Below are 23,614 nucleotides of genomic sequence, written 5' to 3'. Positions count from 1 at the left end.
CCCGCACACGGCGTTCAGAGTTGCGCAGTAACCTCTATCGCCATGGGGGACCACGACGACCTGCGTAAATTCATTACCGACCTGGCCGTGGTCCACGGCCGGGTCGTGCTCTCGTCCGGGCGGGAGGCAGACTGGTACGTGGATCTGCGGCGCGTCACGCTCCATCACCGGGCCGCTCCTCTGGTCGGCCGGGTGTTGCTCGACCTCACCGCCGACTGGGAGTTTGACGCCGTTGGGGGCCTCACCCTGGGCGCGGATCCTGTCGCGCTCTCGATGCTGCACGCCGCCGCTCCGACCGGCCGGGCCCTGGACGCCTTTGTGGTGCGCAAGGCGGGCAAGGCCCACGGTCTTCAGCGGCGGATCGAGGGACCGGAGGTGGCTGGCCGCCGTGTGTTGGCGGTGGAGGACACATCCACGACGGGCGGAAGTGTTTTGACGGCTGTCGAGGCGCTTCGCGAGGCCGGGGCGGAAGTCGTAGGCGTGGTGGTTATTGTTGATCGAGGCGCCGGCGACGCGGTGCGAGCCGCCGGATTGCCGTACCGGGCGGCCTATACGTTGGCTGACCTCGGCCTTGTGGCGTAAAAGTCTGCCGATTCGGATCTGCTGATATGCAGGCGGATCGATGCTGCTGGTGGAAGGATGGAATACGTGGGAACTGCGTTGGCCGAAATGACTATGCCTCAGATCTCGCCGCTAAACGGCGAGCCGATCGAACGTGCCGATGCCGAGCGTCTGGCCGGGGTCCTCAAGGCCCTTGCTGATCCTGCTCGGTTGCGGCTGCTCAGCCTGATCCAGTCGGCCCCCGAGGGCGAGGCGTGCGTCTGTGACCTGACCGCGCCGCTCGGCCTCTCTCAGCCGACGGTCAGTCACCACCTGCGCATCCTCACCGAGGCTGGCTTGTTGCAGCGGGAGAAGCGCGGTGTCTGGGCGTACTACAGCCTGGTCCCGAGTGCGATCGCGACGATCGCCGACCTGCTGACCCCGCCGCGTAAGCGGGCCACCAAGAAGGCCCGCTGACATAGGCACCCCACGCCGTCCCGAGCCGGGGCGGCGTCCGGTGGCGAGCCAGGGGTGGCGCCACCGGTGGTTGACACCTGCTCGGCCCCGGTCGCACCACCGGAGGCCGGGTTCGACATGCCGACGGCCGACCCCCGCACCAGGGGGCCGGCCGTCGTCGTACCGCTCAACGGTCCTGACCGTGCTCCGGGCGCTGACGGCCATCGTGGTGCCGGTCGTGGTCGAACGCCTCGCGGGCCGCCTCCACAGCGCCCGCGGCGCTGGCCGCCGCGACCACCGCGACCGCCTCGCCGCGCTTACGGGCCCGCCGGTCGCGCAGGAACTCGAAGAAGATCGGCAGCACCGAGATCAGAATGATCAGAGCCACCACCGGCAGGATGTAGTGGTCGATCTTGTCCCCGATGGCCTGGTAGATCTGCTCGGCCAGCAGGTAGCCGATCAGCAGGATGCCGTCCACCCAGAGCACCGCGCCGACGATGTTCCAGAGCAGGAACTTCTTGGCCGGCATGCCGAGCGCGCCCGCGACCGGGTTGAGGAACGTCCGGACGATCGGAATGAAACGCGCCAGCACGACGGCCTTCGCCGGGCCGAACTTCTCGAAGTAGTACTCGGCCTTCTCCACGTACTCCTTCTTGAAGAGCCGGGAGTTCGGCCGCTCGAACATCGGCCGGCCGTACCGCGCGCCGAGCCAGTGCCCCAACTGCGCCCCGACGATCGCGCAGATCGGCCCACCGATCAGCAGGCCGGCGAGGGAGAGGCGGGTGCCGTCACCGAAGATCGCGTCCGCCACCGGTGACGAGGCCACCCCGGCGAGGAACAGCAGCGAGTCACCCGGGAAGAAGAAACCCACCAGCAGGCCGGTCTCGGCGAAGAGGATCACCCACACGCCGATCAGCCCGAAGGTCTGCAGCAGATCCTTGGGATCGAGCGGGTTCAGGGCGACGCTCTCCATGAGAGCGCGGGTCTTCTCAGCTGTGTCCACGGCCACAAAGGGTACCGAAGCCCAGGGTCCCGGCCGCGCCGGACCGGCCCGTCACCACCCACCCGCGCCGCCGGGTCCCACGACCGTGCCCCGCCGTCGCGGGGCCCAACGACGGTGCCCCGCCGACCGTGGTGGTCGACGGGGCACCGGTGGTGCGGGTGGATCAGGCGACGAAGCGGGTCCGGCGGCGCTTGGCCACCAGGTAGCCGCCGACGCCCGCGGCGAGCAGCAGCGCGCCGAGGCCGGCGATCAGCCCGGTGGACTGACCGGTGATCGGCAGCGAGCCGCCGTCACCGTCACCGTTGCCGTCGCCACCGCCGCCCGTGCCGCCGGCCACGTTGACCAGGATCTTGGCGACGTCGTTGGCCGGCTTCAGGTCCTCGGTGAAGCCCTCGCACTCGCACTTGGCGTTGATGGTGACGGTGCCCGCCGCGTTCTCGATCACCTTGTCGATCCGCAGGCCGATGTCGACCAGTTGCTCCTCGCCGACACCGATGAAGATGTCCGGGTAGCAGCGGTAGAGCTTCGCGCCCGGCTTGCCGGCGTTCTCCCAGTCCTGCTCGTCGCCGTTGAGCGGCGCGCAGAACTCGGGAACCTCGACCGCGGTGGTGCCCGCCGGAACGGCGATGTCGATCTTGGTAACCGGGCTGCCCGAGCGGCCGAAGTCCAGCGCGGCCGGGCCGTCGTTGCGGACTCCGACGGAGGCAGTGACCACGTCGCCGGCCTTGCCGGTCAGCTGGCCGCCGACCGCCACCAGGTCCGTGCCGTTCTTGCCGGTGACCTTGACGCTCATGCCGGACCAGTTGTTCATCGGGTCGGTGTCAGCCTGGAAGCCGCGCGCCCCCATCTTGGACGGGACCTCCGGAAGGCTCAGGACCGGACCGTTGCCGGGCTTCCCGACCGAGATGCCGCCGGCCTGGAGGTAGGCGTTGAAGTCCTCGAACTCGGCGATCGTCATCCAGTTGTAGTAGCCGTACTCGCTGCCCGGCGCGTAGGTGTCCTTGCCGAGCACGTAGGACAGCGAAACCGAGCGGGCCTTGCCGGCGGCGGTGACCTCGTCGAAGGCGCAGGTCCGCAGGTGCCCGTCCTCGTAGGTGCAGTTGCTGTACTGCTTGTCGGGGCGGATCGCGTAATCGAGGTCGAAGACCGCGACCGCTCCCTTGGCGGCGGTCTTGCCAGCGTTGCTGAGCGTCAGCGGAGCGCTGAACGTGCCTCCGGGAGCCGACGAGATTTCGGTCTCCTCGCCCGGGGCGGCCAGGTCGACGCCCTCGCCGATCCGCAGCTTGGCGGTGTGGCTGGCCGGAGCGAGACCCTCCGCGCTGACCGTGACCTTGAGGTTGCCGGTGTCGCCGTCGGCAGCCTTCGCGGCCGGCATCAGGGCCACCTCGAAGAGGCCGCCGAAGGCCCACTCCTCGAGACCGATCTCGAAGGGGTCGGTGCAGACCAGAACGCCGGCCTCCGGCGACTTGCAGTCGAAGCTCGACGATTCGGGCTTGACCTGGACGACACCGCTCAGGTCCCGGTAGTCGTAGGTGACAGTGAGGCCCTCGACCACCACCGGCTCGGAGGCGAACAGGAGGGGGGAGTCGATCTTGCCTTCGGACCCCGCAGCAATCGTGGTGTCGCTGAAGTAGACGCCCAGTTCGATGGGCGCCTCCGGGGCGGCGACGGCCGGGCTGGCGGCGGCGGCGACGAACGCGCCTGCTACGCCCAGTCCGGCGAGCCAACGCCGGGTGGAGTGGGTGAGCATGAGGGGGATTCCTCCAGTTGGGGGATCAGGTGGAGCCTGCGGATCTTAAGGAATTGCTAAGGCTCACTGCAGCCCGCAAAGCCACCCGCCGAGCAAGACGAACCAAAAGGTTGATCAGAGTCACCGCAATGTTCGGCCGGTCCGCTTCCGTCAAGTGAGGCAGGAGCCCTCCGGGAGGTGCAGTGACGTACGAGGAGTTCGCGGACGCGCGGCTGGCCCCGCTACTGCGGTACGCGGTGATGCTGACCGGCGAACCACACCAGGCCCAGGATCTGGTGCAGGAGACCATGGTCCGGGTCCAGCTCAACTGGCGTCGGGTCGCCCGAGCGGACTCGCCCGAGCGGTACGTACGCCGGATGCTCACCAACCAGTACGTCGACTGGCGGCGCGGCTCATGGATGCGTCGGGTGCTGTTGCGCGGAGAGCCCGACACATCGGTGCCGGTGCCCACCGACCACGCCCAGTCCGCCGTGGATCGGGACCAGGTCTGGTCCTGGCTGTCCCGGCTGCCGCGTCGACAGCGGGCCGCTCTGGTGCTGCGTTACTACGAGGATCTGCCCGACGTCGAGATCGCCGACATTCTCGGCTGTGCCGTCGGGACCGTCCGCTCGTCCATCTCCCGAGCCCTGGCCACGCTTCGGGCCGAGTACGTGGAGGCGTGAACATGATCGAGGATGACCTGCGGGCCGCGTTCGCCCGGCACGAAACACTGACCCCGTCGACCGGCCCGCTGCGGGTTGCGATCGACCGGCTCGCCGCTGTCCGCCGTCGTCGCCGGCAGCGGTTCCAGGCCGCCGGCGTCACTCTCGCCCTGCTGGCCGCGCTCGGCGTCGGGGTGCCGCAACTGCGCCCCGATCGGCCGGCGGAGGGCCCACCGCTCTCCGGTCAGCCGACTGGAACGCGGTCCGGGGCGCTGAACGTCCTGTTGCTCGGGGTGGACGGCTTCGGCCAGCAGCCGCCGTACCGGTTGGCGGACTCCGTCCTGTTGGTGCACATCCCGGCCGACCGGAGCCGGCCGTACCTCATCTCGTTGCCGCGCGACCTGGAGGTCTCGATTCCCGGCCGGGGGGTCGAGAAGCTCAACAGCGCGTTCTACAGCGGCGCCGGCGAGCGCCGACCCGACCTGGACGCCGGCTACGACCTGACCCGCCGGGTGGTCGCCGACCTGACCGGGGTACGCGTCGACGCCGGCGCGGTGCTGACCTTCGCCGGTCTGCGCCGGATCACCGAGGCGGTCGACGGGGTGGAGGTGTGTCTGCCGAAGGAGGTCCGGTCCTGGCACACCCGCCGGACCTTCCCGTCCGGCTGCCAACTGCTCGACGGGGCTGCCTCCGTCGACCTGCTGCGGCAACGGCGGTATCTGCCCGACGGGGCGTTGGACCGGGACCGCAACGCCCAGCGCTACGTCGCCGGGTTGGTCCGGCGGGCAGTCGCCCAGGACGTGCTGACCAACCCGGTACGGCTCACCGCGCTGCTGTCGGCCGCCGGCACGGGTCTGGCGGTCGACGACGACGGTCTGTCGCTGACCAGGCTGGTGGCGGTGCTGCCCGAGCTGAGGAGCGTCGACCCGGTGGGGCTCAGCCTGCCGGTCGGCCCTTCGGCGGGCAACGCTTCGCGGCTGTCGCTGGATCCGAAGCAGGGCCCGGGGTTCCTCGCCGCGCTGCGCGAGGACCGGTTGGCGCAGTGGGTGGCGCAGCACCCGGAACAGGTCAATCCCGTCCGCTGACGGACGGAGACGTCACGACGACGCCCCGCAGCCGGTACGGGCCGGCGGGGCGTCGGTCGGGTCGGGTCAGGCGGCGGAGCGGCTGCCGTGGCGTCGGGCGAGCAGGTAGCAGCCGGCGCCGGTCAGGAGCAGCAGAGTGCCGATGCCGGCGATCACAGTGCTGGGGGCGCCGGTGATCGGCAGCGAATCCCCGCCACCCCCGCCACCCCCGCCGCCACCGTCGCCACGACCGTCACCAGCACCGTCGCCGTCCCCGTGGTCACCGCCGCCCTGGGCCGCGTTGACCACGATGGTGGCCCTGTCGTTCGCGGGTCTGGTGTCGTCCTGGAAGCCGCCGCCGGCGGGGCACTCGCACGGCGCGTTGACCCGCACCGCGCCCCGGGCGTTGGAGATGACCTTGTCGATACGCAGCCGGAACTTCACGGTGTAGGTCTGCCCGGCCACCAGGAGCATCTCGGAGGCGCACAGGTACGTGCGGGTGGTGTCCTGCCGCAACCAGCAGTTGCCGGGGACCCCGACGGCGGTGGTGCCCGGCGGCAGTTCGACGTCGGTGTGGGTGGCGGCCTCGAAGTCTTCGTTCGTTCTGTCGAGCGTCGCCGGGCCGTTGTTCCGGAAGCCGACGGTCGCTGTGACGACGGTGCCAGCCGTGCCCTTGATCGTGGCGCCGACGGCCGCGAGGTCGGTGCCGTTCCTGCCGGTGGCCTTGACGGTCCACCCGGTGTAGTCGTAACCCGGGCCGACATCGGTCTGGTCGGCCTGCCGCGCCCTGCTGGGTGCCTCGGCCAGAGTCAGCTTCGGGCCGCTGCCGAGGGTGGCCGCCCGTGCGCCGGCGGCCGTCCGCACCCGGGTCAGGTCCTCGAAGTCGGCAGTGGTCATGAACTGGGCGTAGCCGGTCTGGTTGGTCGGCGCGGCGGTGTCCTTGCCGAGTTCGAGGTTCAGCGTGGTGGCCAGGCCGGTGCCCACCGGGATCTCCTCGTCGAAGTGGCAGGAGACCAGGTGGTCGTCGGAGTAGCGGCAGTTGCTGAAGCGGTCCTTGGTTCGGATCGAGTAGGGGAGGTCGAAGACCGCGACGAATCCGGTGACGGTCCGGTCGCCGGCGTTGGCCACGACCAGCGGCACTGTGAACTTCCCACCGGGCCTGGCGGAGAGGCTGGTGTGCGGTCCGCCGGCCAGGTCGACCCCCTCGCCGACCCGGACCCGGGAGGTGTAGCTGCCGCGTTGGCCCCCGGCTGCCTGGAAGCTGACCGCGACGTCGCCGGAGTCGCCGAGCTGCGCATCCTCGGTGAGGCCGAGGTTCACCCGCTTGGCCCCGTTGCGGTAGATCCCGCTGCCGAGCGGCGGCATCTCGGACAGGACGACATCGGAGGGCTCCGTGCAGACGAGAACGCCCGGCTCCGGCGCTGTGCACTCCTGGCCGTCGGCAGGAGTCACAGTGATCTTCCTGGCCAGGGACCGGTAGTCGTACCGCACGGAGACGTCGGTGAGGACCGTCGGCTCGTCGGCGTGCAGCAACAGGCCGCGGATGGGTGCCGCCGCGCCGATGGCCAGCGTGGCGTCCTGGAAGTAGGGCTTGATCGTCGGCGTGGCGACGGCGGGGCTCGCGGAGGCGGCGATCAACGCGCCTGCGGCGACGAGCCCGGTCAGCCAGCGGAGCGAGTGCTTGAGCATGGGGTCCTCCCGTGGGGGTACAGGTGGCGCTCGTCCAACGTAGGGACGCCCGGACCCCTCCGGTAACCCCTTCGGATCGACATTTGTCTAATGACCCGAACGGCTGAGCAGCCCTGTCGCAACGGGCAACCGACCCCGCGACGGCATCAGCGGTAGTCGTCCTCGTCCCCGGTGACCACCCGGGCCTGTTCCATCGCGTCCCAGTCGTCGACCTCCAGGCCACGGTGCGGCTCACCGTCGACGTCGGCCGGGCCGGCGACCGTGGCCTGCTCGACCGCGTCGGCCGGGTCCGCCTCGGGGTCGCGTTCGTCGGGCGTGAGGTGGTCGCCGGGGCTGAAGTCCTCGTCGGGCTGACCCATCGTCCCTCCCGGGGGTCTCGGGGCACGGTTCCCACCCACCGTACGGGCTGGGCCGGCGCACCGCCCGGAAGCCGAGTAGACGGAATCAGCCCTCGGCGACGCGCCCCGATGCCAGGATGGTGTGGTGGGCTTCCTCATCAGACTGGCGATCACCGCGGTCGCGTTGTGGATCACCACGCTGATCGTGCCCGGCGTCGACGTGCACGGTCGCTCGGGTGGCAACACCGTCCTCACCCTGATCGTGGTGGCTCTGATCTTCGGCGTCATCAACGCGGTGCTCAAGCCGGTGATCCGGGTCGTCGGTTGTGTGTTCTACCTGCTGACCCTGGGCCTGTTCGCGCTGGTGGTCAACGCGTTGCTGTTCCTGCTCACCGACCGGATCGCCCGCGGGCTCGACCTGCCGTTCCAGGTGGACGGATTCTGGCCGGCGTTCTGGGGAGCCATCGTGATGACAGTGGTGACCTGGTTGATCAGCGTCATCGTGCCGGACAACCTGGACCGCCGGTGAACGACCAGCGCCGGGTCGGTTGTTCCGGCGCACCTCACCTACGGGATACTTCCGGGTGGAGGACAGCGCGGTCCGGCGCACAAATGAAGAACAGCGGCCAGCACGGCCGAGAGTGGTAAGTAAGGAGCACATCACATGCCCATCGCTTCCCCCGAGGCTTACGCGGAGATGCTGGACCGCGCCAAGGCTGGCCGGTTCGCGTACCCCGCGATCAACGTGACCTCCTCCCAGACGCTGAACGCGGCGCTCAAGGGCTTCGCCGACGCGGAGAGCGACGGCATCATCCAGGTCTCCACCGGTGGCGCCGAATACCTCTCCGGCCCCTCGATCAAGGACATGGTCACCGGCGCGGTGGCGTTCGCCGCGTACGCGCACGAGGTCGCCAAGAAGTACTCGGTGAACATCGCGCTGCACACCGACCACTGCCCGAAGGACAAGCTGGACGGGTTCGTGCGTCCGCTGATGGGCATCTCGCAGGAGCGGGTGAAGCGCGGCGAGGAGCCGCTCTACCAGTCGCACATGTGGGACGGCTCGGCAGTGCCGGTCGCGGAGAACCTCGAGATCGCCGCGCAGCTGCTCGACGAGGCCGCCAAGGCCAAGATCGTCCTTGAGATCGAGGTCGGTGTCGTCGGTGGCGAGGAGGACGGCGTCGAGAACGCCATCAACGACAAGCTCTACACCACCACCGATGACGGCCTGGCCATGGTCGAGGCGCTCGGCCTCGGCGAGAAGGGCCGCTACATGGCGGCCCTGACCTTCGGCAACGTCCACGGCGTCTACAAGCCGGGCAACGTCAAGCTGCGTCCGGAGATCCTCAACCAGATCCAGGAGGCGGTGGGCGCCAAGTACGGCAAGGACAAGCCGCTCAGCCTGGTCTTCCACGGCGGCTCGGGCTCCCTGCTCAGCGAGATCCGTGAGGCGCTCGACTACGGCGTGGTGAAGATGAACATCGACACCGACACCCAGTACGCCTTCACCCGCCCCGTCGTGGACCACATGCTCCGCAACTACGACGGCGTGCTGAAGATCGACGGCGAGGTCGGCAACAAGAAGCAGTACGACCCGCGCGCCTGGGGCAAGGCCGCCGAGGCCGGCCTGGCCGCCCGGGTCGTCGAGGCCTGCGAGCACCTCCGCTCCACCGGCACCACGATGACCAAGTAACGACGTCCCACCCGACGGCCGGCTCCCCACGGGGAGTCGGCCGTCGTCGTCACGTCGTGAGCAGGCGTACGGCCTCGCGGACGTCGTCGGTGAGGTGGATCGTCGACGACAGGTCACCGAACGGCGATGCCGCCAGCAGGGGACGCAACAACGCCTCCACCGGTAACTCCACGGTCCAGTAGGAGCGGTCCAGGAAGATGTACGCCCCGCTGGCGCCATCGGTGCCGTAGTAGGTCTTGGTGGCCGCCTGGAACACCTCCTGCACCGTGCCCGCCCGCCCCGGCGCGAAGACGATGCCGCCCCGGGCGAGGCGCAGGATGGTGTCCTCCCGGATCGCGTTCGAGAAGTACTTCGCGATCCGCCCGGCGAACAGGTTCGCCGGCTCGTGCCCGTACAGCCAGGTCGGAATGGCCAGACCACCCGCACGCGCCCAGCCCAGCTCGTCGCCACGTTGCCGGGGCACGCCCGCGTACCGCTGCCGGACCGTCAGCGCCGTGGCCGTGTACCGGTGGTGGTCGGTGAAGTCGGGGGCGGTGGCCAGCACATCGATCGCGGCCGTCACATCGGTCGCCGGCCGGTCCGCCAGGTAGGCGCCGAGGTTCGCGGCCTCCATCACACCCGGGCCGCCGCCGGTCACCACCAGCCGGTCGGCCCGCGCCAGCTCCCAACCCAGCACGGCCGCCATCCGGTACGCGGGACTGCCGCGCCGCACCGCGTGCCCGCCCATGATGCCCACCACCGACTGCGGCCCGTACGCGCTCAGCCAGACCCGGGTGGCGTCGGCCAGCGCGTTGTCCACGCCGTGATCGTGCAGCCGTTGACCCAGCGCCTCCTTGACGTCCGGCAACGCGCCGCCGTGCGCCCGGTAGTGGTCGTACACCCGGGTGTCGTACATCCCGGTGAACCCGCCCTCGGCGAACCCGGCGGCCAGGTCGTCCGGGGTGTAGAGGTGCGTCGGCTGGGTCGGGTACGGCAACCCGGAGAACGGCGGCACCACGTTCGCGCCGCGCCGGACCAGGTCGGCGCCCACGTCCCGGGACGCGAACCGGCAACCGACGAAGAGGGTGCCGGCGACGTCGACGCCGGTCAGGTCGGGCACCGGCGCGAGGTCGAGCCGCAGGCCCTGCACGGTCAGCCCGGCCAGCCGACCGGTGGCCAGCTGCTGGTCGAACTCGGCCCGGGTCTGGATCTCACCGGCATGCAGGTGCGGCTCGATGACGTCCGCGGGAGGTGGGGTCGGCACCGGGCCATCCTGCCCCTCCTGCGGGGCCGGTCAAACCTCGGGCCGGGGGTGGAACCGACAGGAGCCCGATGGTCGTGGCCACCGGGCTCCTGCGTTACCGGTTCCTGGGGAGGCTCCGGACCATTAGTTGTAGTGGAAAACACCAGGCAGCGGCATAGGCCGCAGGCGTGACCAACTCCTCAGCCGTTCAGCGGGACACGTCGGCCGACCCGCTCGCGTGTCGCCCTGTCCAGCGGGTTGAATGGGGCGATGCAGAACCTTTTGCCAGAGCCACCGGCCACCCGCCTGCCCGCGAACGCCGAGGCCGACGCCGCCCTGGCCGCCGCCGACGAGGCCGGCACCGACGAGGCGTACGCCAACGTGGCGGCCGGCTTCCCGACCTACAGCGCGGCCTGGGCGGAGCTCGCGGCGCGGGCGTTCGCCCAGGGCCAGGTGGTGACGGCGTACGCGTACGCCCGCACCGGTTACCACCGGGGCCTCGACCAGCTGCGCCGCAGTGGTTGGAAGGGGCACGGCCCGGTGCCGTGGTCACACGAGCCCAACCGGGGCTTCCTCCGCTGCCTCTACGTGCTGTCCCGTGCCGCCGACGAGATCGGCGAGGCCGACGAGGCGGCCCGCTGTGCCCAGTTCCTGCGCGACTGCGACCCGGAAGCGGCGGACGCGCTGGCGAGCAACTGACCCCTGCCCCGACGGCCGGCCCGAGATCGGGCCGGCCGTCGGCGGGTCACAGCCCTTCGGCGACCGCGGCGGCGATCTTCAGCCAGGCGTCCCGGGTGGCCGAGGAGAGCCCGCCGTACCGGATCGGCTCGCCGCTGTCGATGAGCCGCTCGTACGGGGCCAGCAGCACCGCCCGGGTGCGGGCCGCGAAGTGCTCCTGGATGGCCGGCAGGTCGATCTCCTTGCGGGACGGTGGCATCGACACCACCGTCACGGCCTGACGGACCAGCCGTTGCCGGCCGCTCTGCTCCAGGTGGTCGAGCATCCGGGCCGCGGTCTCGGCGGAGTCGTTACGGGCCGACATGGTGACCACCAACTGGTCGGTGGCGTCCATCGACGCCTGCCAGTTCTGCGCCCGGACGTTGTTCCCGGTGTCCACGAAGATCAACTTATAGAACCGGCTGACCACCTCTCGGATCTCGGCGAACGCGGCAGCCGTCAACATCTCGCCGCCGGTGGCCGACTCGTCCGAGGCCAGGACGTCGAACATTCCCTCGCCCTGCGAGCGGACGTACTGCGACAGGTCCCCGACCCGCCCGTGCGCACCCTGGAACTGCCCGAGGTCACGCAGCATGTCCCGCACCGTGCGGGAGTGGAAGTCCTGTTGGGCGCGCATCCCCAGCGTGCCCTGGGTCTCGTTGTTGTCCCAGGCCAGCACGTAGCCGCCGCGTTTCTGACCGAACGTCATCGCGAGCAGCAGGATGGCCACCGTCTTACCGGCGCCGCCCTTCGGGTTGACCACCGTCACCTGGCGCAGGCCGCCGAAGTTGCGGCGCACCATCTCGATGTCCCGCTTGAGCTCCTGCTCGTGCCGCCCCGGCGAGAGCCGGAGCAGGCCCATCTTGTTGACCACCGCGCGTACGCCCATGGTCGCCACCGGGTCGGCGGGTCGAACCTGGCGGCGTCGGGCGAAGTCCTCGGCGGTCGGTGCGGCTGTGGTGTCCGGTGTCCAGCTCGCGTCCGGGTACGCGGGGGCCGGCACCCGGGTCACCCCGTCGGCCTCCTGGTACGGCTGGCCGGGCGTGCCGGCGGGCGAGCCCTGCTGCCAGGGCGGTGGGTGCCAGCCCGGCGAGGGCGGGAACGGCCCGGGCGGTGGGGTCGGCGGCCCGGCCTGCCCAGGAGCGTGCTGCGGCGCGGCAAGGCCATGCGGTGGGTTGCTGAACTGCGTCACGTCGGGCGGCGGCGGAATCTGCGCCGGGCCGACCTGGCCGGGGATGAACGGCTGCCCGGGATGTGCCTGCGCCGGACCGGCGTGCGGAACGACCGGAGGTGGAGGCGGAATCGGAGGTGTCGCGCCGGCCCCGTCCGGAGCGGGCGCGGGCGTTCCGGACGGGCGTTGCGGCGGGTACGCCCACGGCGACTCGGCGATCGGCCGCGCCGGACCGTCGGGGGCCCCGTCCGCACCGGCCGCGCCGGGCTGTTGCGCCGGCTGGCCGGGTTGTGGTGCGGTCCCGCCAGTCTGTGGTGCCGGCCCGCCAGTCCGTGGTGCGGTCCCGCCAGTCTGTGGTGCCGGCCCGCCAGTCTGCGGCGCGGGCACACCAGTTTGTGGTGCCGGCCCGCCAGTCTGCGGCGCGGGCACACCAGTTTGTGGTGCCGACCGGGCCGCCGCGACGGTTGCGGCCGAGGGGTCTGCCGGTGCGGGGCCGCCGGCCGTTGGGCTGGTGGCGGCACGCGGGGTGTCGGTGGCGTTCGGGTTGGCGGCGGACGCGGTGGCCGCCGGAATGGGCGAGTCGGTGGCGGCGGCCGTGGTGGGGGGGTCGGCGGGTGCCGACGCGGCGGAGCGGTCGGCGGCGGTCGGGTGGTCCAGGGTGAACGGCAGGTTCAGGTCAACGCCGCCCGGGGTGATCGGCGCGGCGGCCGGGCCGCCCCGCTCGCCGGGCATCACCTGCGCCGCGTCAGCGGGCATCACTTGCGCCGCGTCGGCCGTCCCGCTGCCCGCGTCGCTCGCGGCGGGACGGCCGTCGCGCGGTGCGGAGGCGGTACTCGGTGCCGCGTCGGCAGCCGGGATGCCGGGGCTGGCCGGCCCACCGTTGCTTCCCGGGCTGGTTGGCCCGCCGTTGTCCCCGGGGCCAGTCGACGGCGGCGTCGCCCAGGCAGCGGTCGCCGGCGGTGACGCAGCGGCAGGGCCTGCCGGTGGTGACGCAGCGGCCGGGTCGGTCGGGGGCGGCCAGCTCGGCTGTGCCGGCGCCCAACCCGACCCGACACCGGACGGGCCGCTGGCCCCCCACCCCCCAGGCGCCGGGACAGCGCCGGTGAGCGACGGGTAGTCCGACGGTGACGGCGGCGACTGGGCCGCGGCGCCGGGCTGGCCGGGAACCGGCGGTCGCCCGATCGGCGGCGCGGCCACCGGTGGCGTGACCGGATCTGTGACCGGCGACGGCCCACCCCGCTGCTCGGCGACCGCAGCCCAGGGCGGCACCGCGCCCCGGTCGCCCGGATCCGGCGGCCAGAGTGGTTCGACGTCCCGCTCCGGCACCGGCTGCTGGCCGGGCACCTGCGCCCGGTCGGCGTTCTCGTCCATTACGGCCCTCCCCAGTCCTCCTGCGAGGATAGGCCCAATCGCCCAGCAGGGCCGATCGGCGCAGGCAGGTCGGCCGGTCGCGGCCGAGGTCAGATCGACCAGACCGCCCAGGCACCCGGCTCGACCCACCAGGAACGCTTACGGGTCAGCTCACCCTCGACACCATCGTCGAGATAGGGCACCCGGCCCTCCCTGGGCAGCACCGACACCGCCCGCCCACGGGCCCGCCGAACTTCGAGGCGTACCCGCTTGCGCCCCCACGCCGCGCGGGCGACCACCGGAACGGCCACCGCGACCTCGACCTGGCCGTCGGCCGGGTCCGGCGCGGTCAGCAGCGTCACGTCGTTGAGCGCCGCGTACCCGCCGGCGTTCCCCACCGCGCAGGCCAGCAGCGGCTCCCCACCGTCGCTGAGGATGGTGTCGTCGACCTCCACCCGGGCGCGCCAGTGCAGGGGACGGCCGGCGTCGTCGGCTGCGCCGAGGAGCGCGCCGTCCAGGGTCACCGAGCCACCGTCGTTGCGGAGCAGGTCCAACCGGCGCGGTGTGCCGTCCAGCACCGCGGCGGCCACCGCCGCCGGGTCACGGGGCAGCCCGAGCTGCGCGGCCAGGTCCCGGTGGGTGCCGCCACGGGCCGGATCGAGCGGGAGTACGGCCACCGGAGGCAGGTCGGGCAGTGTCCGGTTGCCGGGCAGGTCCGCCGGGCGCTTGCTCGGCGCCGGGGCGTACCGCTTGACCAGCCGGCGCAGCACGGCGCGCAACTGCCCGTCGCTGGCCGTGGCGATGACCAGCCGGGTCTTGCTGTCCTGGTCCGGCCAGGTGAGGCCGTCCGGGCGGGCCGGGCCGTCGAACCGGGCCAGCACCGCGTCGATCTCGGCGTCGGAGCGGGCGGTGACCGTCTCCACCCGGGCACCCCGGGCGTTCAGCGCGTCGGCGCACGCCAGCACCGGCACCCGTGGCCGATCCGTCGCGCACTGCCCGGAGTCGGTCTGGTCGCTGGCGGTCTGGCCGCTGCTGACCTGGTCGGTGTCGGCCTGGCCGGTGTCGGCCTGGCTCGTCGGGCCGGTGTCGGCCCCGGTCGCGCCGCCGCAGCAGGCCCCGCCGCTGCCACAGCCCCCGGGAGCGTCCCGCTCCGCACCAAGGGTGAGCAGCACCACGTCGTACACGGAAGGAGCCTCCTGCCTCTCGACGCGACCCCTGCCGGCCACGCCGTCACTACTTGTTAACCTGACACCCCGGGCTCGCCGAGCGGTCGCCACCTGGCACCCGAGCCTTCTGGAGGCGGAAAAGATGCCAGCGATCGTGCTCATCGGTGCTCAGTGGGGCGACGAGGGCAAGGGCAAGGTTACCGACCTGCTGGGTGAGCGGGTCGACTACGTCGTGCGCTACTCCGGCGGCAACAACGCCGGGCACACGGTGATCACCCCGGACGGCCAGAAGTACGCGCTGCACCTGATGCCGTCCGGCGCGCTCTCGCCGAACGCGATGATCGTCATCGGCAACGGTGTGGTGGTCGACCCCAAGGTGCTGCTCGCCGAGATCGACGGCCTGGCGGAGCGCGGCGTCGACGTGTCCCGCCTGCGGATCTCCGGTGACGCTCACCTGATCATGCCGCACCACCGGGCGCTGGACCGGGTCATCGAGCGCTACCTCGGCTCGTCCCGGATCGGCACCACCGGGCGGGGCATCGGCCCGGCGTACGGCGACAAGGTCGCCCGGATCGGCATCCGCCTCCAGGACCTGCTCGACCCGGGCATCCTGCGCAAGAAGCTGGAACTCGCGCTGCGCGAGAAGAACCAGATCCTGTTCAAGGTCTACAACCGCAAGGCGATCGACGTCGACGCGACCGTCGAGGAGTACCTGGCGTACGCGGAGCGGCTCAAGCCGTACATCGCGGAGACCCGGGCGATGCTCTGGGACGCTCTGGACCGGGGCGAGACGGTGCTGCTGGAAGGCGCCCAGGCCACCATGCTCGACATGGATCACGGCACCTACCCCTTCGTGACCTCGTCCAATCCGACGGCCGGCGGCGCCTGCGTGGGCGCGGGCATCCCGCCGACCGCGATCAACAAGGTCATCGCGGTGAGCAAGGCGTACACCACCCGGGTGGGTGCCGGGCCGTTCCCGACCGAGCTGTTCGACGCCAACGGGGACCACCTGCGCAAGATCGGCGCTGAGTACGGCACCACCACCGGGCGGGAGCGCCGGTGCGGTTGGTTCGACGCGGTCGTCGCCCGGTACGCCTGCCGCCTCAACGGCGTCACCGACCTGGTCATCACCAAGCTGGACGTGCTCACCGGCCTGCCCAAGGTGCCGATCTGCGTCGGTTACGAGATCAACGGCGTCCGGGTCGACGACATGCCGATGAGCCAGACCGACTTCCACCACGCAAAGCCCGTCTTCGAGGAACTCGACGGCTGGTGGGAGGACATCACCAAGGCCCGCACGATCGACGACCTCCCGGAGAACGCCCGCCGCTACATCGCGAGGGTCGAAGAACTCTGCAACACCAAGGTGAGCGTCGTCGGGGTGGGCCCAGGCCGAGAAGAAAACGTAGTCCTCCACCCCCTCCTCCCCTAACCCCGGCCCCACCCCGGCCCCACCCCGCCTCCTCCGCGTTGATCATGAAGTTATTGCCATCGCTGTCGGCGTGTCGTGGCAATAACTTCATGATCAACCAGCTCTGAGAGCCTGGTTATCCACAGGGGTGGAGGGGTTGTCCACAGGGGGTTTCTTCGGGTTTCGGGTTGGGCCAGGGTGGCCGGGTGGATGCCTTGGATGTGGTGCGGCAGATTGCGGCCGGGCGGGACGGAGTTGTAACACTCCGGCAGGCGCGTGCGGCTGGCCTGACGACGCATGAGGTGCAGCGGCTTTGTCGGGCCGGACGCTGGCGGGTCGTGGCGCGTGGCGCCTACCTGGTGGACGCTGCCCGGTACGACGGCGTTCCCCGCGCGGCGCGGATCAGGGCTGCCGTGGCCTCCTTCGGGCCAGCCGCAGCCGCTGTGCTCGCAACGGCTGTGGAGCTGCACGGGTTGGCCGGTCTGCGGGCCACCGACGTGATCGACCTGTCGGTGCCAGGCCCGATCGCCCGGCCGGCCCGGCTCGCCCACCCGGAGGTGGTGGTCCATCAGTTGGTCATTCAGCCCGACCAACTTGTCCGGGTGAACGGAATCACCGCTACAGAACCGCTGCGGACCCTTGCCGACGTGAGCCTTCGGGTTGATCGTTTTTCGGCGGTGAGTGTGCTGGATTCGGCACTGAATCGTCGGCTCGTAACCACCGATGATCTGCTCGCCATTCCGCGCCTCGTTCGAGGACGGCGCGGTGCGGTCGTGGCGCGTGGCTACCTCAGCGAGGTCGATGGGCGTGCGCAGTCCCCGTTGGAGACGCGGACCAGGTTGCGCTGCGTGGACGGGAGAGTGCCACCGGACGCGCTGCAACTTGAGGTACGCGATGAGGACGGCTACCTGTTGGGGATCGGGGATCTCGGTTGGCGGGGCGCTCGCGTCATCGCCGAGGCCGACGGCCGCGGCCCTCACGGTGCCCCGGAGGCCGCCTACGCCGACCGCCGTCGCCAGAACCGCCTCGTCAACGCAGGCTGGACCGTCCTCCGATTCACCTGGCAGGACACCCTGCACCCCGCCTACATCCCCCACACAGTCCGGCAGGCAATCGCCGCTGCCCGGCACCGTCGATCATGAAGTTGTTGCCACGACACGCCGCGGCGGAGGGCAATAACTTCATGATCAACGGTGGGGTAAGGGTGGGCAGTAGGATCTCGGGCGTGCGGGTTCTTCTGGTGGGTGGTGGTGGGCGCGAGCACGCGCTCGCGCTCGGGTTGGCGGCAGATTCGGGGGTTTCCGCGGTTGTCGCGGCACCGGGGAATCCGGGGATCGCCAGCGTGGCTGAGCTGCGGGCCGTCAATGCCACAGATCCGGCCGCGGTGGCGGCGTTGGCCGTCGAGACGGCGGCTGACCTGGTGGTGATCGGGCCCGAGGCGCCGTTGGTCGCCGGGGTCGCCGACGCGGTACGCGCCAAGGGCATCGCCGTGTTCGGCCCGTCCGGCGCGGCCGCGCAGCTTGAGGGCTCCAAGGCGTTCGCCAAGGACGTGATGACCGCCGCCGGCGTGCCGACCGCCAGGGCGTACGTCTGCACGGACGAGGAGAGCACCGCTCGGGCGTTGGATGAGTTCGGCGCACCGTACGTGGTGAAGGACGACGGGCTCGCCGCCGGCAAGGGCGTGGTGGTGACCGACGACCGGTCCGCCGCGTTGGCGCACGCCCGCGAGTGTGGACGGGTCGTGGTCGAGGAGTTCCTCGACGGCCCGGAGGTCAGCCTCTTCGTGGTCACCGACGGTGAGGCGGCGTTGCCGCTGCTGCCGGCGCAGGACTTCAAGCGCCTCGGTGACGGCGACAGCGGGCCGAACACCGGCGGCATGGGCGCGTACGCGCCGCTGGCCTGGGCCCCGCCCGGTCTGGTCGACGACGTGATGCGCGACGTGGTGCACCCGACGCTCGCGGAGATGCGTCGCCGGGGCACCCCGTTCGCCGGCCTGCTCTACGTCGGGCTCGCGATCACGGCCGCCGGCCCTCGGGTGATCGAGTTCAACGCGCGCTTCGGTGACCCGGAGACCCAGGTGGTGCTCGCGCTGCTGGAGACTCCGCTGGGCGGGCTGCTGCACGCGGCGGCCACCGGCACGTTGGCCGAGCATCCGCCGCTGCGGTGGCGGGACGGCAGCGCGGTGACGGTGGTGCTCGCCTCGTCGGGTTATCCGGCCGCGCCGCGCACCGGTGACGTGATCACCGGCGCGGAGGGTCCGGGCATCATCCACGCGGGCACCGCCCGCCGGGCCGACGACGGCGCGTTGCTCTCCGCCGGCGGCCGGGTCCTCTGCGGTACGGCCACCGGCGCCGACCTGGCCGCCGCGCGGGACGCCGCGTACGCGCTGGTCAACGGGGTGGAGCTGGCCGGCTCGCAGCACCGCACCGACATCGCCACCGCGGCGATCGAGGACCGGATCACGATTCCCGGCTGAACTCGGGCAACCCCCGTCGCAGCCGCCACCGGTCGCGCCGACCTCGCCCGGTACGACCCGCCGTCAGCCGTAGTAGCGGCGCAGTTCTCGGGTGAGCACCTTGCCGGTGGCGTTGCGGGGCAGGTACTTCACGAGGATCACGTCGCGGGGGACGCTGAACCGGGCCAGGAAGTGTCGGACGTACTCGCGGACCGCCTCGGGGTCGAGGGTCTCGCCGGGGTGCAGGGCGAGGAACGCGGAGAGGCGCTGGCCGTACTCGGGGTCGGGCACGCCGATCACTGCCGCCTCGCGGACCTGTGGCAGTTGCGCGAGCAGGTCCTCCACCTCGGACGGGAAGACGTTCTCGCCGCCAGAGACGATCATGTCGTCGGCCCGGCCGTCGACGAAGAGCAGCCCGTCGGCGTTGAGCCGGCCGAGGTCGCCGGTGTCGAGCAGGCCGTCGTGGGTTTCCCGGCTGGCGCCCGAGGTGTAGCCCTCGAAGAGCATCTCGTTGCCGACGAAGATCCGCCCGACCTGTCCATCCGGTACGGGTTGATCGTTGTCGTCGAGCAGCTCCAGCCGGGTGCCGTGCGGGGGGCGACCAGCGGTGGTGGGTGCCTGACGCAGGTCCTGCGGCCCGGCGATGGAGGCCCAGGAGACCTCGGTGGAACCGTAGAGGTTGTAGAGGACGTCTCCGTAGACGTCCATGAACTTCGGGGCCAGTCCGCCGGGCAGGGCGGAGCCGCTGACCGCGACGACGGTGAGTTGGGGGCGCGGGTCCGGCGGTGGCACCTCCAGCAGCCGTTGCACCATCACCGGTACGGCGAAGAGCGCGTCGCAGCGGTGCGCGGTCAGGGCGGCGAGCGTGGCGGCCGGGTCGAAGCGGCGGTGCAGCACGATGGTGGCCCGTAGTGCCAGGCAGACCTGGAGGGCGGCGAATCCCCAGGTGTGGAAGATCGGTGCGGCGATCATCACCCGGTCCCGGGCGTGCAGGGGGATGCGGTCGATGATGGACACCAGTGGGCCGAAGCCGCTGGGTGTGGGCCGACGGGCACCCTTGGGCGTGCCGGTGGTGCCGGAGGTGAGCACGATGATCCGGCCGTCGCGCTCGGGTGGTTGCAGGTCACCGGGCAGTGCGCCGGCCACCAACTCCTCGCGGGCGCGTTCGTCGAGCCGGTGCAGTTCGGCGGGGAGGCCGAGGACCCGATCGGCGAACTCGTCGTCGTGCACGAGGAGCCGCAGTCGCTGCTCTTCGGCGACGGTGCCCAGCTGGGCGGCGCTGAGCCCGGTGTTGACCAGTACCGCGTCGACGCCGAGCAGGGTGGCGGCGACGATCGTCTCGATCAGTCCGTGGTGGTTGCGGCAGAGCACGCCGATCCGGTCGCCGGCCTGTACGCCGAGCCCGGCCCGCATCGAGCGGGCCATCCGTTCGGCCCGGTCGAGCAGGTCGTGGTAGGTCAGCTCGACGCCGTTCTCGTCGATGACGGCGGGTCGGCCCGGATCCCGGGCGGCTGCTTGCCGTAGCTCTCCTGCCAGACTCCACCCCCACGTGCGCAACGCGTTGAGCTGCGAGGCGACCCGGATCGGGCTGCCGGGGGTGAGTAGCCCGCGACGGGTCAGCGTGGTGACGACGAACGGCAGGTCCATGCCGCAGACCTCCTCGGGGTGGTACGCGGACGGGCGGCGGCCCGCCCGTCCATCAGGGCTTCTTCCTTGATCATGCACCGGGCGTGGCTGAAGGCCCAGTTGGCGTCGGCGTGGGGTGACAAAGACGGCACAGATCGTGGAGTCCGGGCCGCCGTCGGCCCGCCCGTCGAGGAGGGGCCGACAGCGGTCAGCGGTCAGCGGATCTGCATCCCGGAGATCGCCCGGGAGATGACCAGTCGTTGGATTTCCGAGGTGCCCTCGAAGATGGTGTAGATCTTGGCGTCCCGGTACCAGCGTTCGACCGGGTGGTCCCGCAGGAAGCCGGCGCCGCCGAGCAGTTGCACTGCCTTCTCGGTGACCGACACGGCAACCTCGCCGGCCTTGAGCTTGGACATCGATCCTTCGCCAGCGGTGAACGGGCGGTTGTTGCGGCCCATCCACGAGGCCCGCCAGACCAGCAGCCGCGCCGCGTCGATCTCCATCCGCATGTCGGCCAACGCGAACGCGACCGCCTGGTTCTCGATGATCGGGCGCCCGAACTGGACGCGGTCCTTCGCGTAGTCGAGGGAGTATTCGTAGGCGGCCCGGGCCACGCCGAGCGCCTGGGCGCCGACGGTGGGTCGGGACAGCTCGAAGGTGCGCATCGCGGCCTGCCCGGTGGACCGTTGACCGGAGCGGGCACGGTCGAGGCGTTCCAGCAGGGCGTCCCGTCCGCCGAGGAGGCAGCGGCCGGGTACGCGTACCCCGTCGAGGAAGACGTCGGCGGTGTGGGACGCGCGGAGGCCGAGTTTGCGCAGCTTGCGGGTGGCGGCCAGGCCGGGGGTGCCGGGCGGTACGACGAACGCCGCCTGACCCCGGGAGCCGAGCGTGGGGTCGACGGAGGCGGTGACCACGTGCACCCCGGCGATGCCGCCGTTCGTGGCGTACGCCTTCTGGCCGGTGAGCACCCACTCGTCGGTGGCCTCGTCGTAGACGGCCCGGGTGCGCATCGCGCCGACGTCGGAGCCGGCTTCGGGCTCGCTGGTGCAGAAGGCGGCGACGGTCGGCGAGTCGACGTCGCCGAAGCACTGCGGCACCCACTCGACCATCTGGTCCGGGGTGCCGGCGCCGTAGATGGCGGCGACGGCGAGCGAGGTGCCGAAGATGCTCATACCGATGCCGGCGTCACCCCAGAAGAGTTCCTCGCTGGCGATCGGGAGGGAGAGTCCGGTCGGGTCGGCCCAGCAGGTGGCGAGGAACTCGAAGCCGTAGAGGCCGACCTTGGCGGCTTCCTGGATCACCGGCCACGGGGTGTCCTCGCGTTCGTCCCACTCGGCGGCGGCCGGGCGCACGACCTCGGCGGCGAAGCCGTGCACCCAGTCGCGTAGATCCCGCTGTTCCTCGTTCAGGTCGAGCGAGAACTCGGCCATGTCAGGCCTTGGGGATGTCGAACAGGTTGGCGATGTTGGCGGCGAGGCCGAGGTCGCCCTTCGCCTTCAACTTGCCGGTCATGAACATCATCACCGGGTTGGCGCCACCGGAGACGATCTTCAGGAACTCGACCGGGCCCATGGTGAGGCTGAGCTTCGGGTCGTGCTGCGGGGTCGAGTTCACGACGCAGGTGCCGTCGGCGATGACCACCTCGTAGGTGTCGCTGCCGCCGTCGGGGCGACCGGTGATGATCCAGTGGATGACCGCGTTGGTGGCGCCGGCCCGGTCCGCGCGGAACAGCGACGGCATCCGACCGAACACCTCGCCCAGGACCTTGTCGCGCAGGTCGCCGGACATCACCTGGGCGATCTTGTCGTCCGGGGTGGACTTGACCAGCTGGGCGAACTCCTTGGGGCCGACGTTGGCGAAGTTGGCCGGGTCGAAGTCAGTCATCAGGGTGCGCCTTCCGGAAGATTGGCTACTCGCGCGTAACCCTACGCACGAGTAGGTATGCTCGCAAGGTGTCCAGCGTCCCCGCCTTCAAGCGCCTGCCTCGCGCCGTCCGCGAGCAGCAGATGCTCGACGCGGCCGTCAAGGTCTTCTCCCGACGTGGTTTCCACGCCGCCAGCATGGACGAGATCGCCGAGGACGCCGGCATCTCCAAACCCATGGTGTACGCATACCTCGGCACCAAGGAGGAGCTCTTCGTCGCCTGCCTGCACCGGGAGGGCACCCGGATGATGCAGGCCATCGCCGGGGCGGCGGCCCCCGACCTGCCGGCCGACGAACGGCTCTGGCGCGGGCTGAGGGCGTTCTTCGGCTTCGTGGGCGCGTACCGGGACGGCTGGGCGGTGCTCTACCGGCAGGCCCGGGGCGAGCAGCCGTTCGCCGGCGAGTTGGCCACCATGCGGGCCCGACTGGTCGAGGTGGTCGCCGGAATGCTCGACCACGCGCTGCGCGCCGAGGGCCGCGAGATCGCCGCCATCGACCTGGAGGTCGTCGCGTACGCCCTGGTCGGCGCGACCGAGTCGTTGGCCGACTGGCTCGCGGACCACCCGGACGCCGACCCGGAGAAGACGGCCACCCGGATGATGAACGTGGCCTGGCTCGGCGCTGCCCAACTGCTGCACGGCGTCACCTGGCGTCCGCCGGCCGACTGACGGCCCCGGCGGGAAGAGCGTCGGTGCCCGGCTCGCCGACCAGCGCCGGACGGCGGCGGTTGCGGAGCCAGCGGACCACCTCGACGACCACCGTCACCGTCAGGGCGAGGCCCAGACCGAGCAGGAGACCACGCAGCGGGTCCTGCTCGAAGGCGAGCCCGCCGACGTATCCGACCAGCGCGGAGTAGAGCCCCCACGAGCCGGCGGCCAGCGCGTCGAAGGCCAGGAACCGTCGCCGTGGATACCGCACCGCACCCATGGTGAGGGTGACGGCGGTCCGGCCGCCCGGGATGTAGCGGGCCACGGTGAGAATCAGACCGCCCCGGGTGGCGATCCCCCGACGGGCCCGGTCGATGGCGGCGCGGCGTCGACCGTCGGGCGGCAGCCGGTCGAGCAGCCGGGTGCCGCCACCGCGCCCGATGGCGTACGAGATGTGGTCGCCGACCAGTGCCCCGGCGGCGGCCACCAGGATCACCGCCGGCAGGTACGGCGCTCCGGAGGCCGCGAACACCCCCGCGGTGATCACCGCCGTCTCGCTCGGCACCACCGGGAAGAAGCCGTCGAACACCGCGATCGCGAAGATCGCCAGGTATACCCAGGGCGAGGACATCGTGTCGTGCAGCAGGTCGAGCAGATCCATGATCCTGATGCTGGTCGGTGCGGCTGCTCCCGACATCGGCCAGTGGTCAGGTGGACGGCACTACTTAGGTAGCGGCCGGCCCGGACTGTGCATC

22 protein-coding genes are annotated in these 23,614 nt (G+C 71.3%); 11 read left to right on the top strand and 11 right to left on the bottom strand.

Going from position 1 to position 23,614, the window contains the following annotated elements:
- The first annotated feature begins 42 nt into the window (after positions 1 to 42).
- Together pyrE and AB0877_RS03175 are read left to right on the top strand one after the other, a co-directional pair.
- Positions 43 to 582, top strand: coding sequence for an orotate phosphoribosyltransferase (gene pyrE, locus AB0877_RS03180; RefSeq protein WP_112586136.1), 540 nt, complete (start codon positions 43 to 45; stop codon positions 580 to 582).
- 57 nt (positions 583 to 639) lie between these two features.
- Positions 640 to 1,017, top strand: a complete 378-nt coding sequence (locus AB0877_RS03175) for a metalloregulator ArsR/SmtB family transcription factor (protein WP_030332125.1) — start codon at positions 640 to 642, stop codon at positions 1,015 to 1,017.
- A gap of 166 nt (positions 1,018 to 1,183) precedes the next feature.
- On the opposite strand, the gene AB0877_RS03170 is transcribed toward AB0877_RS03175, so the two are convergent.
- Entirely contained in the window at positions 1,184 to 1,969 is a 786-nt protein-coding gene (locus AB0877_RS03170) for a DedA family protein (protein WP_366606204.1), read from the bottom strand.
- A 193-nt stretch (positions 1,970 to 2,162) separates the two neighbouring features.
- The gene (locus AB0877_RS03165; protein ID WP_366606103.1) at positions 2,163 to 3,749 is read right to left on the bottom strand and encodes an LPXTG cell wall anchor domain-containing protein; all 1,587 of its coding nucleotides are present in this window, start codon (positions 3,747 to 3,749) and stop codon (positions 2,163 to 2,165) included.
- A 182-nt stretch (positions 3,750 to 3,931) separates the two neighbouring features.
- Between AB0877_RS03165 and AB0877_RS03160 the strand changes: the two genes are divergently transcribed.
- Together AB0877_RS03160 and AB0877_RS03155 are read left to right on the top strand one after the other, a co-directional pair.
- Positions 3,932 to 4,411 carry a SigE family RNA polymerase sigma factor gene (locus AB0877_RS03160; RefSeq protein ID WP_366606102.1) on the top strand — a complete coding sequence of 160 codons (480 nt, stop codon included), beginning with the start codon at positions 3,932 to 3,934 and terminating at the stop codon, positions 4,409 to 4,411.
- A gap of 2 nt (positions 4,412 to 4,413) precedes the next feature.
- Positions 4,414 to 5,475, top strand: a complete 1,062-nt coding sequence (locus AB0877_RS03155; protein ID WP_366606100.1) for an LCP family protein — start codon at positions 4,414 to 4,416, stop codon at positions 5,473 to 5,475.
- A 66-nt stretch (positions 5,476 to 5,541) separates the two neighbouring features.
- On the opposite strand, the gene AB0877_RS03150 is transcribed toward AB0877_RS03155, so the two are convergent.
- Complete coding sequence (locus tag AB0877_RS03150; RefSeq protein WP_366606098.1) at positions 5,542 to 7,143, bottom strand: LPXTG cell wall anchor domain-containing protein; 1,602 nt, start codon at positions 7,141 to 7,143, stop codon at positions 5,542 to 5,544.
- Positions 7,144 to 7,289: 146 nt separating this feature from the next.
- Complete coding sequence (locus AB0877_RS03145) at positions 7,290 to 7,502, bottom strand: hypothetical protein (RefSeq protein WP_366606096.1); 213 nt, start codon at positions 7,500 to 7,502, stop codon at positions 7,290 to 7,292.
- 124 nt (positions 7,503 to 7,626) lie between these two features.
- Between AB0877_RS03145 and AB0877_RS03140 the strand changes: the two genes are divergently transcribed.
- Together AB0877_RS03140 and fbaA are read left to right on the top strand one after the other, a co-directional pair.
- Complete coding sequence (locus AB0877_RS03140; protein ID WP_030491363.1) at positions 7,627 to 8,010, top strand: phage holin family protein; 384 nt, start codon at positions 7,627 to 7,629, stop codon at positions 8,008 to 8,010.
- Positions 8,011 to 8,145: 135 nt separating this feature from the next.
- Entirely contained in the window at positions 8,146 to 9,171 is a 1,026-nt protein-coding gene (gene fbaA, locus AB0877_RS03135; RefSeq protein WP_366606094.1) for a class II fructose-bisphosphate aldolase, read from the top strand.
- Between the two features lie 49 nt (positions 9,172 to 9,220).
- On the opposite strand, the gene AB0877_RS03130 is transcribed toward fbaA, so the two are convergent.
- The gene (locus AB0877_RS03130) at positions 9,221 to 10,414 is read right to left on the bottom strand and encodes a hypothetical protein (RefSeq protein WP_366606092.1); all 1,194 of its coding nucleotides are present in this window, start codon (positions 10,412 to 10,414) and stop codon (positions 9,221 to 9,223) included.
- 249 nt (positions 10,415 to 10,663) lie between these two features.
- On the opposite strand from AB0877_RS03130, the gene AB0877_RS03125 reads away from it, so the two are divergent.
- Entirely contained in the window at positions 10,664 to 11,092 is a 429-nt protein-coding gene (locus AB0877_RS03125; protein ID WP_366606090.1) for a DUF3151 domain-containing protein, read from the top strand.
- Between the two features lie 46 nt (positions 11,093 to 11,138).
- Here the strand turns inward: AB0877_RS03125 and AB0877_RS03120 are convergent, their stop codons facing one another.
- Positions 11,139 to 13,013 carry a chromosome partitioning protein gene (locus AB0877_RS03120; protein ID WP_366606202.1) on the bottom strand — a complete coding sequence of 625 codons (1,875 nt, stop codon included), beginning with the start codon at positions 13,011 to 13,013 and terminating at the stop codon, positions 11,139 to 11,141.
- Positions 13,014 to 13,741: 728 nt separating this feature from the next.
- Positions 13,742 to 14,815: a diacylglycerol kinase family protein gene (locus AB0877_RS03115; protein ID WP_366606088.1), complete on the bottom strand. Its 1,074-nt coding sequence runs from the start codon at positions 14,813 to 14,815 to the stop codon at positions 13,742 to 13,744.
- 124 nt (positions 14,816 to 14,939) lie between these two features.
- On the opposite strand from AB0877_RS03115, the gene AB0877_RS03110 reads away from it, so the two are divergent.
- The 3 genes from AB0877_RS03110 (at position 14,940) to purD (ending at position 18,684) form a co-directional block, all read left to right on the top strand.
- A complete protein-coding gene (locus tag AB0877_RS03110) occupies positions 14,940 to 16,229 on the top strand; it encodes an adenylosuccinate synthase (protein ID WP_366606086.1) in 1,290 nt (429 codons plus the stop codon).
- A gap of 185 nt (positions 16,230 to 16,414) precedes the next feature.
- Positions 16,415 to 17,350 (top strand): type IV toxin-antitoxin system AbiEi family antitoxin domain-containing protein, encoded by a 936-nt coding sequence (locus tag AB0877_RS03105; protein WP_366606084.1) that lies wholly within the window; start codon positions 16,415 to 16,417, stop codon positions 17,348 to 17,350.
- A gap of 83 nt (positions 17,351 to 17,433) precedes the next feature.
- Positions 17,434 to 18,684 carry a phosphoribosylamine--glycine ligase gene (purD, locus tag AB0877_RS03100; protein ID WP_366606082.1) on the top strand — a complete coding sequence of 417 codons (1,251 nt, stop codon included), beginning with the start codon at positions 17,434 to 17,436 and terminating at the stop codon, positions 18,682 to 18,684.
- Positions 18,685 to 18,747: 63 nt separating this feature from the next.
- Here the strand turns inward: purD and AB0877_RS03095 are convergent, their stop codons facing one another.
- The 3 genes from AB0877_RS03095 to AB0877_RS03085 all read right to left on the bottom strand — a co-directional run bounded on the left by AB0877_RS03095 (position 18,748) and on the right by AB0877_RS03085 (position 22,173).
- Positions 18,748 to 20,310, bottom strand: a complete 1,563-nt coding sequence (locus tag AB0877_RS03095) for an AMP-binding protein (protein ID WP_366606080.1) — start codon at positions 20,308 to 20,310, stop codon at positions 18,748 to 18,750.
- 194 nt (positions 20,311 to 20,504) lie between these two features.
- A complete protein-coding gene (locus AB0877_RS03090) occupies positions 20,505 to 21,719 on the bottom strand; it encodes an acyl-CoA dehydrogenase family protein (RefSeq protein WP_366606079.1) in 1,215 nt (404 codons plus the stop codon).
- Between the two features lies 1 nt (position 21,720).
- Positions 21,721 to 22,173 (bottom strand): SCP2 sterol-binding domain-containing protein, encoded by a 453-nt coding sequence (locus AB0877_RS03085; RefSeq protein WP_366606077.1) that lies wholly within the window; start codon positions 22,171 to 22,173, stop codon positions 21,721 to 21,723.
- 68 nt (positions 22,174 to 22,241) lie between these two features.
- Here AB0877_RS03085 and AB0877_RS03080 point away from each other — a divergent pair, with 68 nt between their 5' ends.
- Positions 22,242 to 22,880: a TetR/AcrR family transcriptional regulator gene (locus AB0877_RS03080; RefSeq protein ID WP_366606074.1), complete on the top strand. Its 639-nt coding sequence runs from the start codon at positions 22,242 to 22,244 to the stop codon at positions 22,878 to 22,880.
- Here the strand turns inward: AB0877_RS03080 and AB0877_RS03075 are convergent.
- The gene (locus AB0877_RS03075) at positions 22,855 to 23,523 is read right to left on the bottom strand and encodes a DedA family protein (protein ID WP_366606200.1); all 669 of its coding nucleotides are present in this window, start codon (positions 23,521 to 23,523) and stop codon (positions 22,855 to 22,857) included. The two genes, AB0877_RS03080 and AB0877_RS03075, sit on opposite strands and share 26 nt — an antisense overlap.
- Between the last annotated feature and the right edge of the window lie 91 nt (positions 23,524 to 23,614).

The organism is Micromonospora sp. NPDC047644, assembly GCF_040704315.1.
Classification (GTDB): Bacteria; Actinomycetota; Actinomycetes; order Mycobacteriales; family Micromonosporaceae; genus Micromonospora.
Note: the sequence above shows the minus strand (reverse complement) of the source record. Positions and strands in the feature narration are given on the sequence as shown.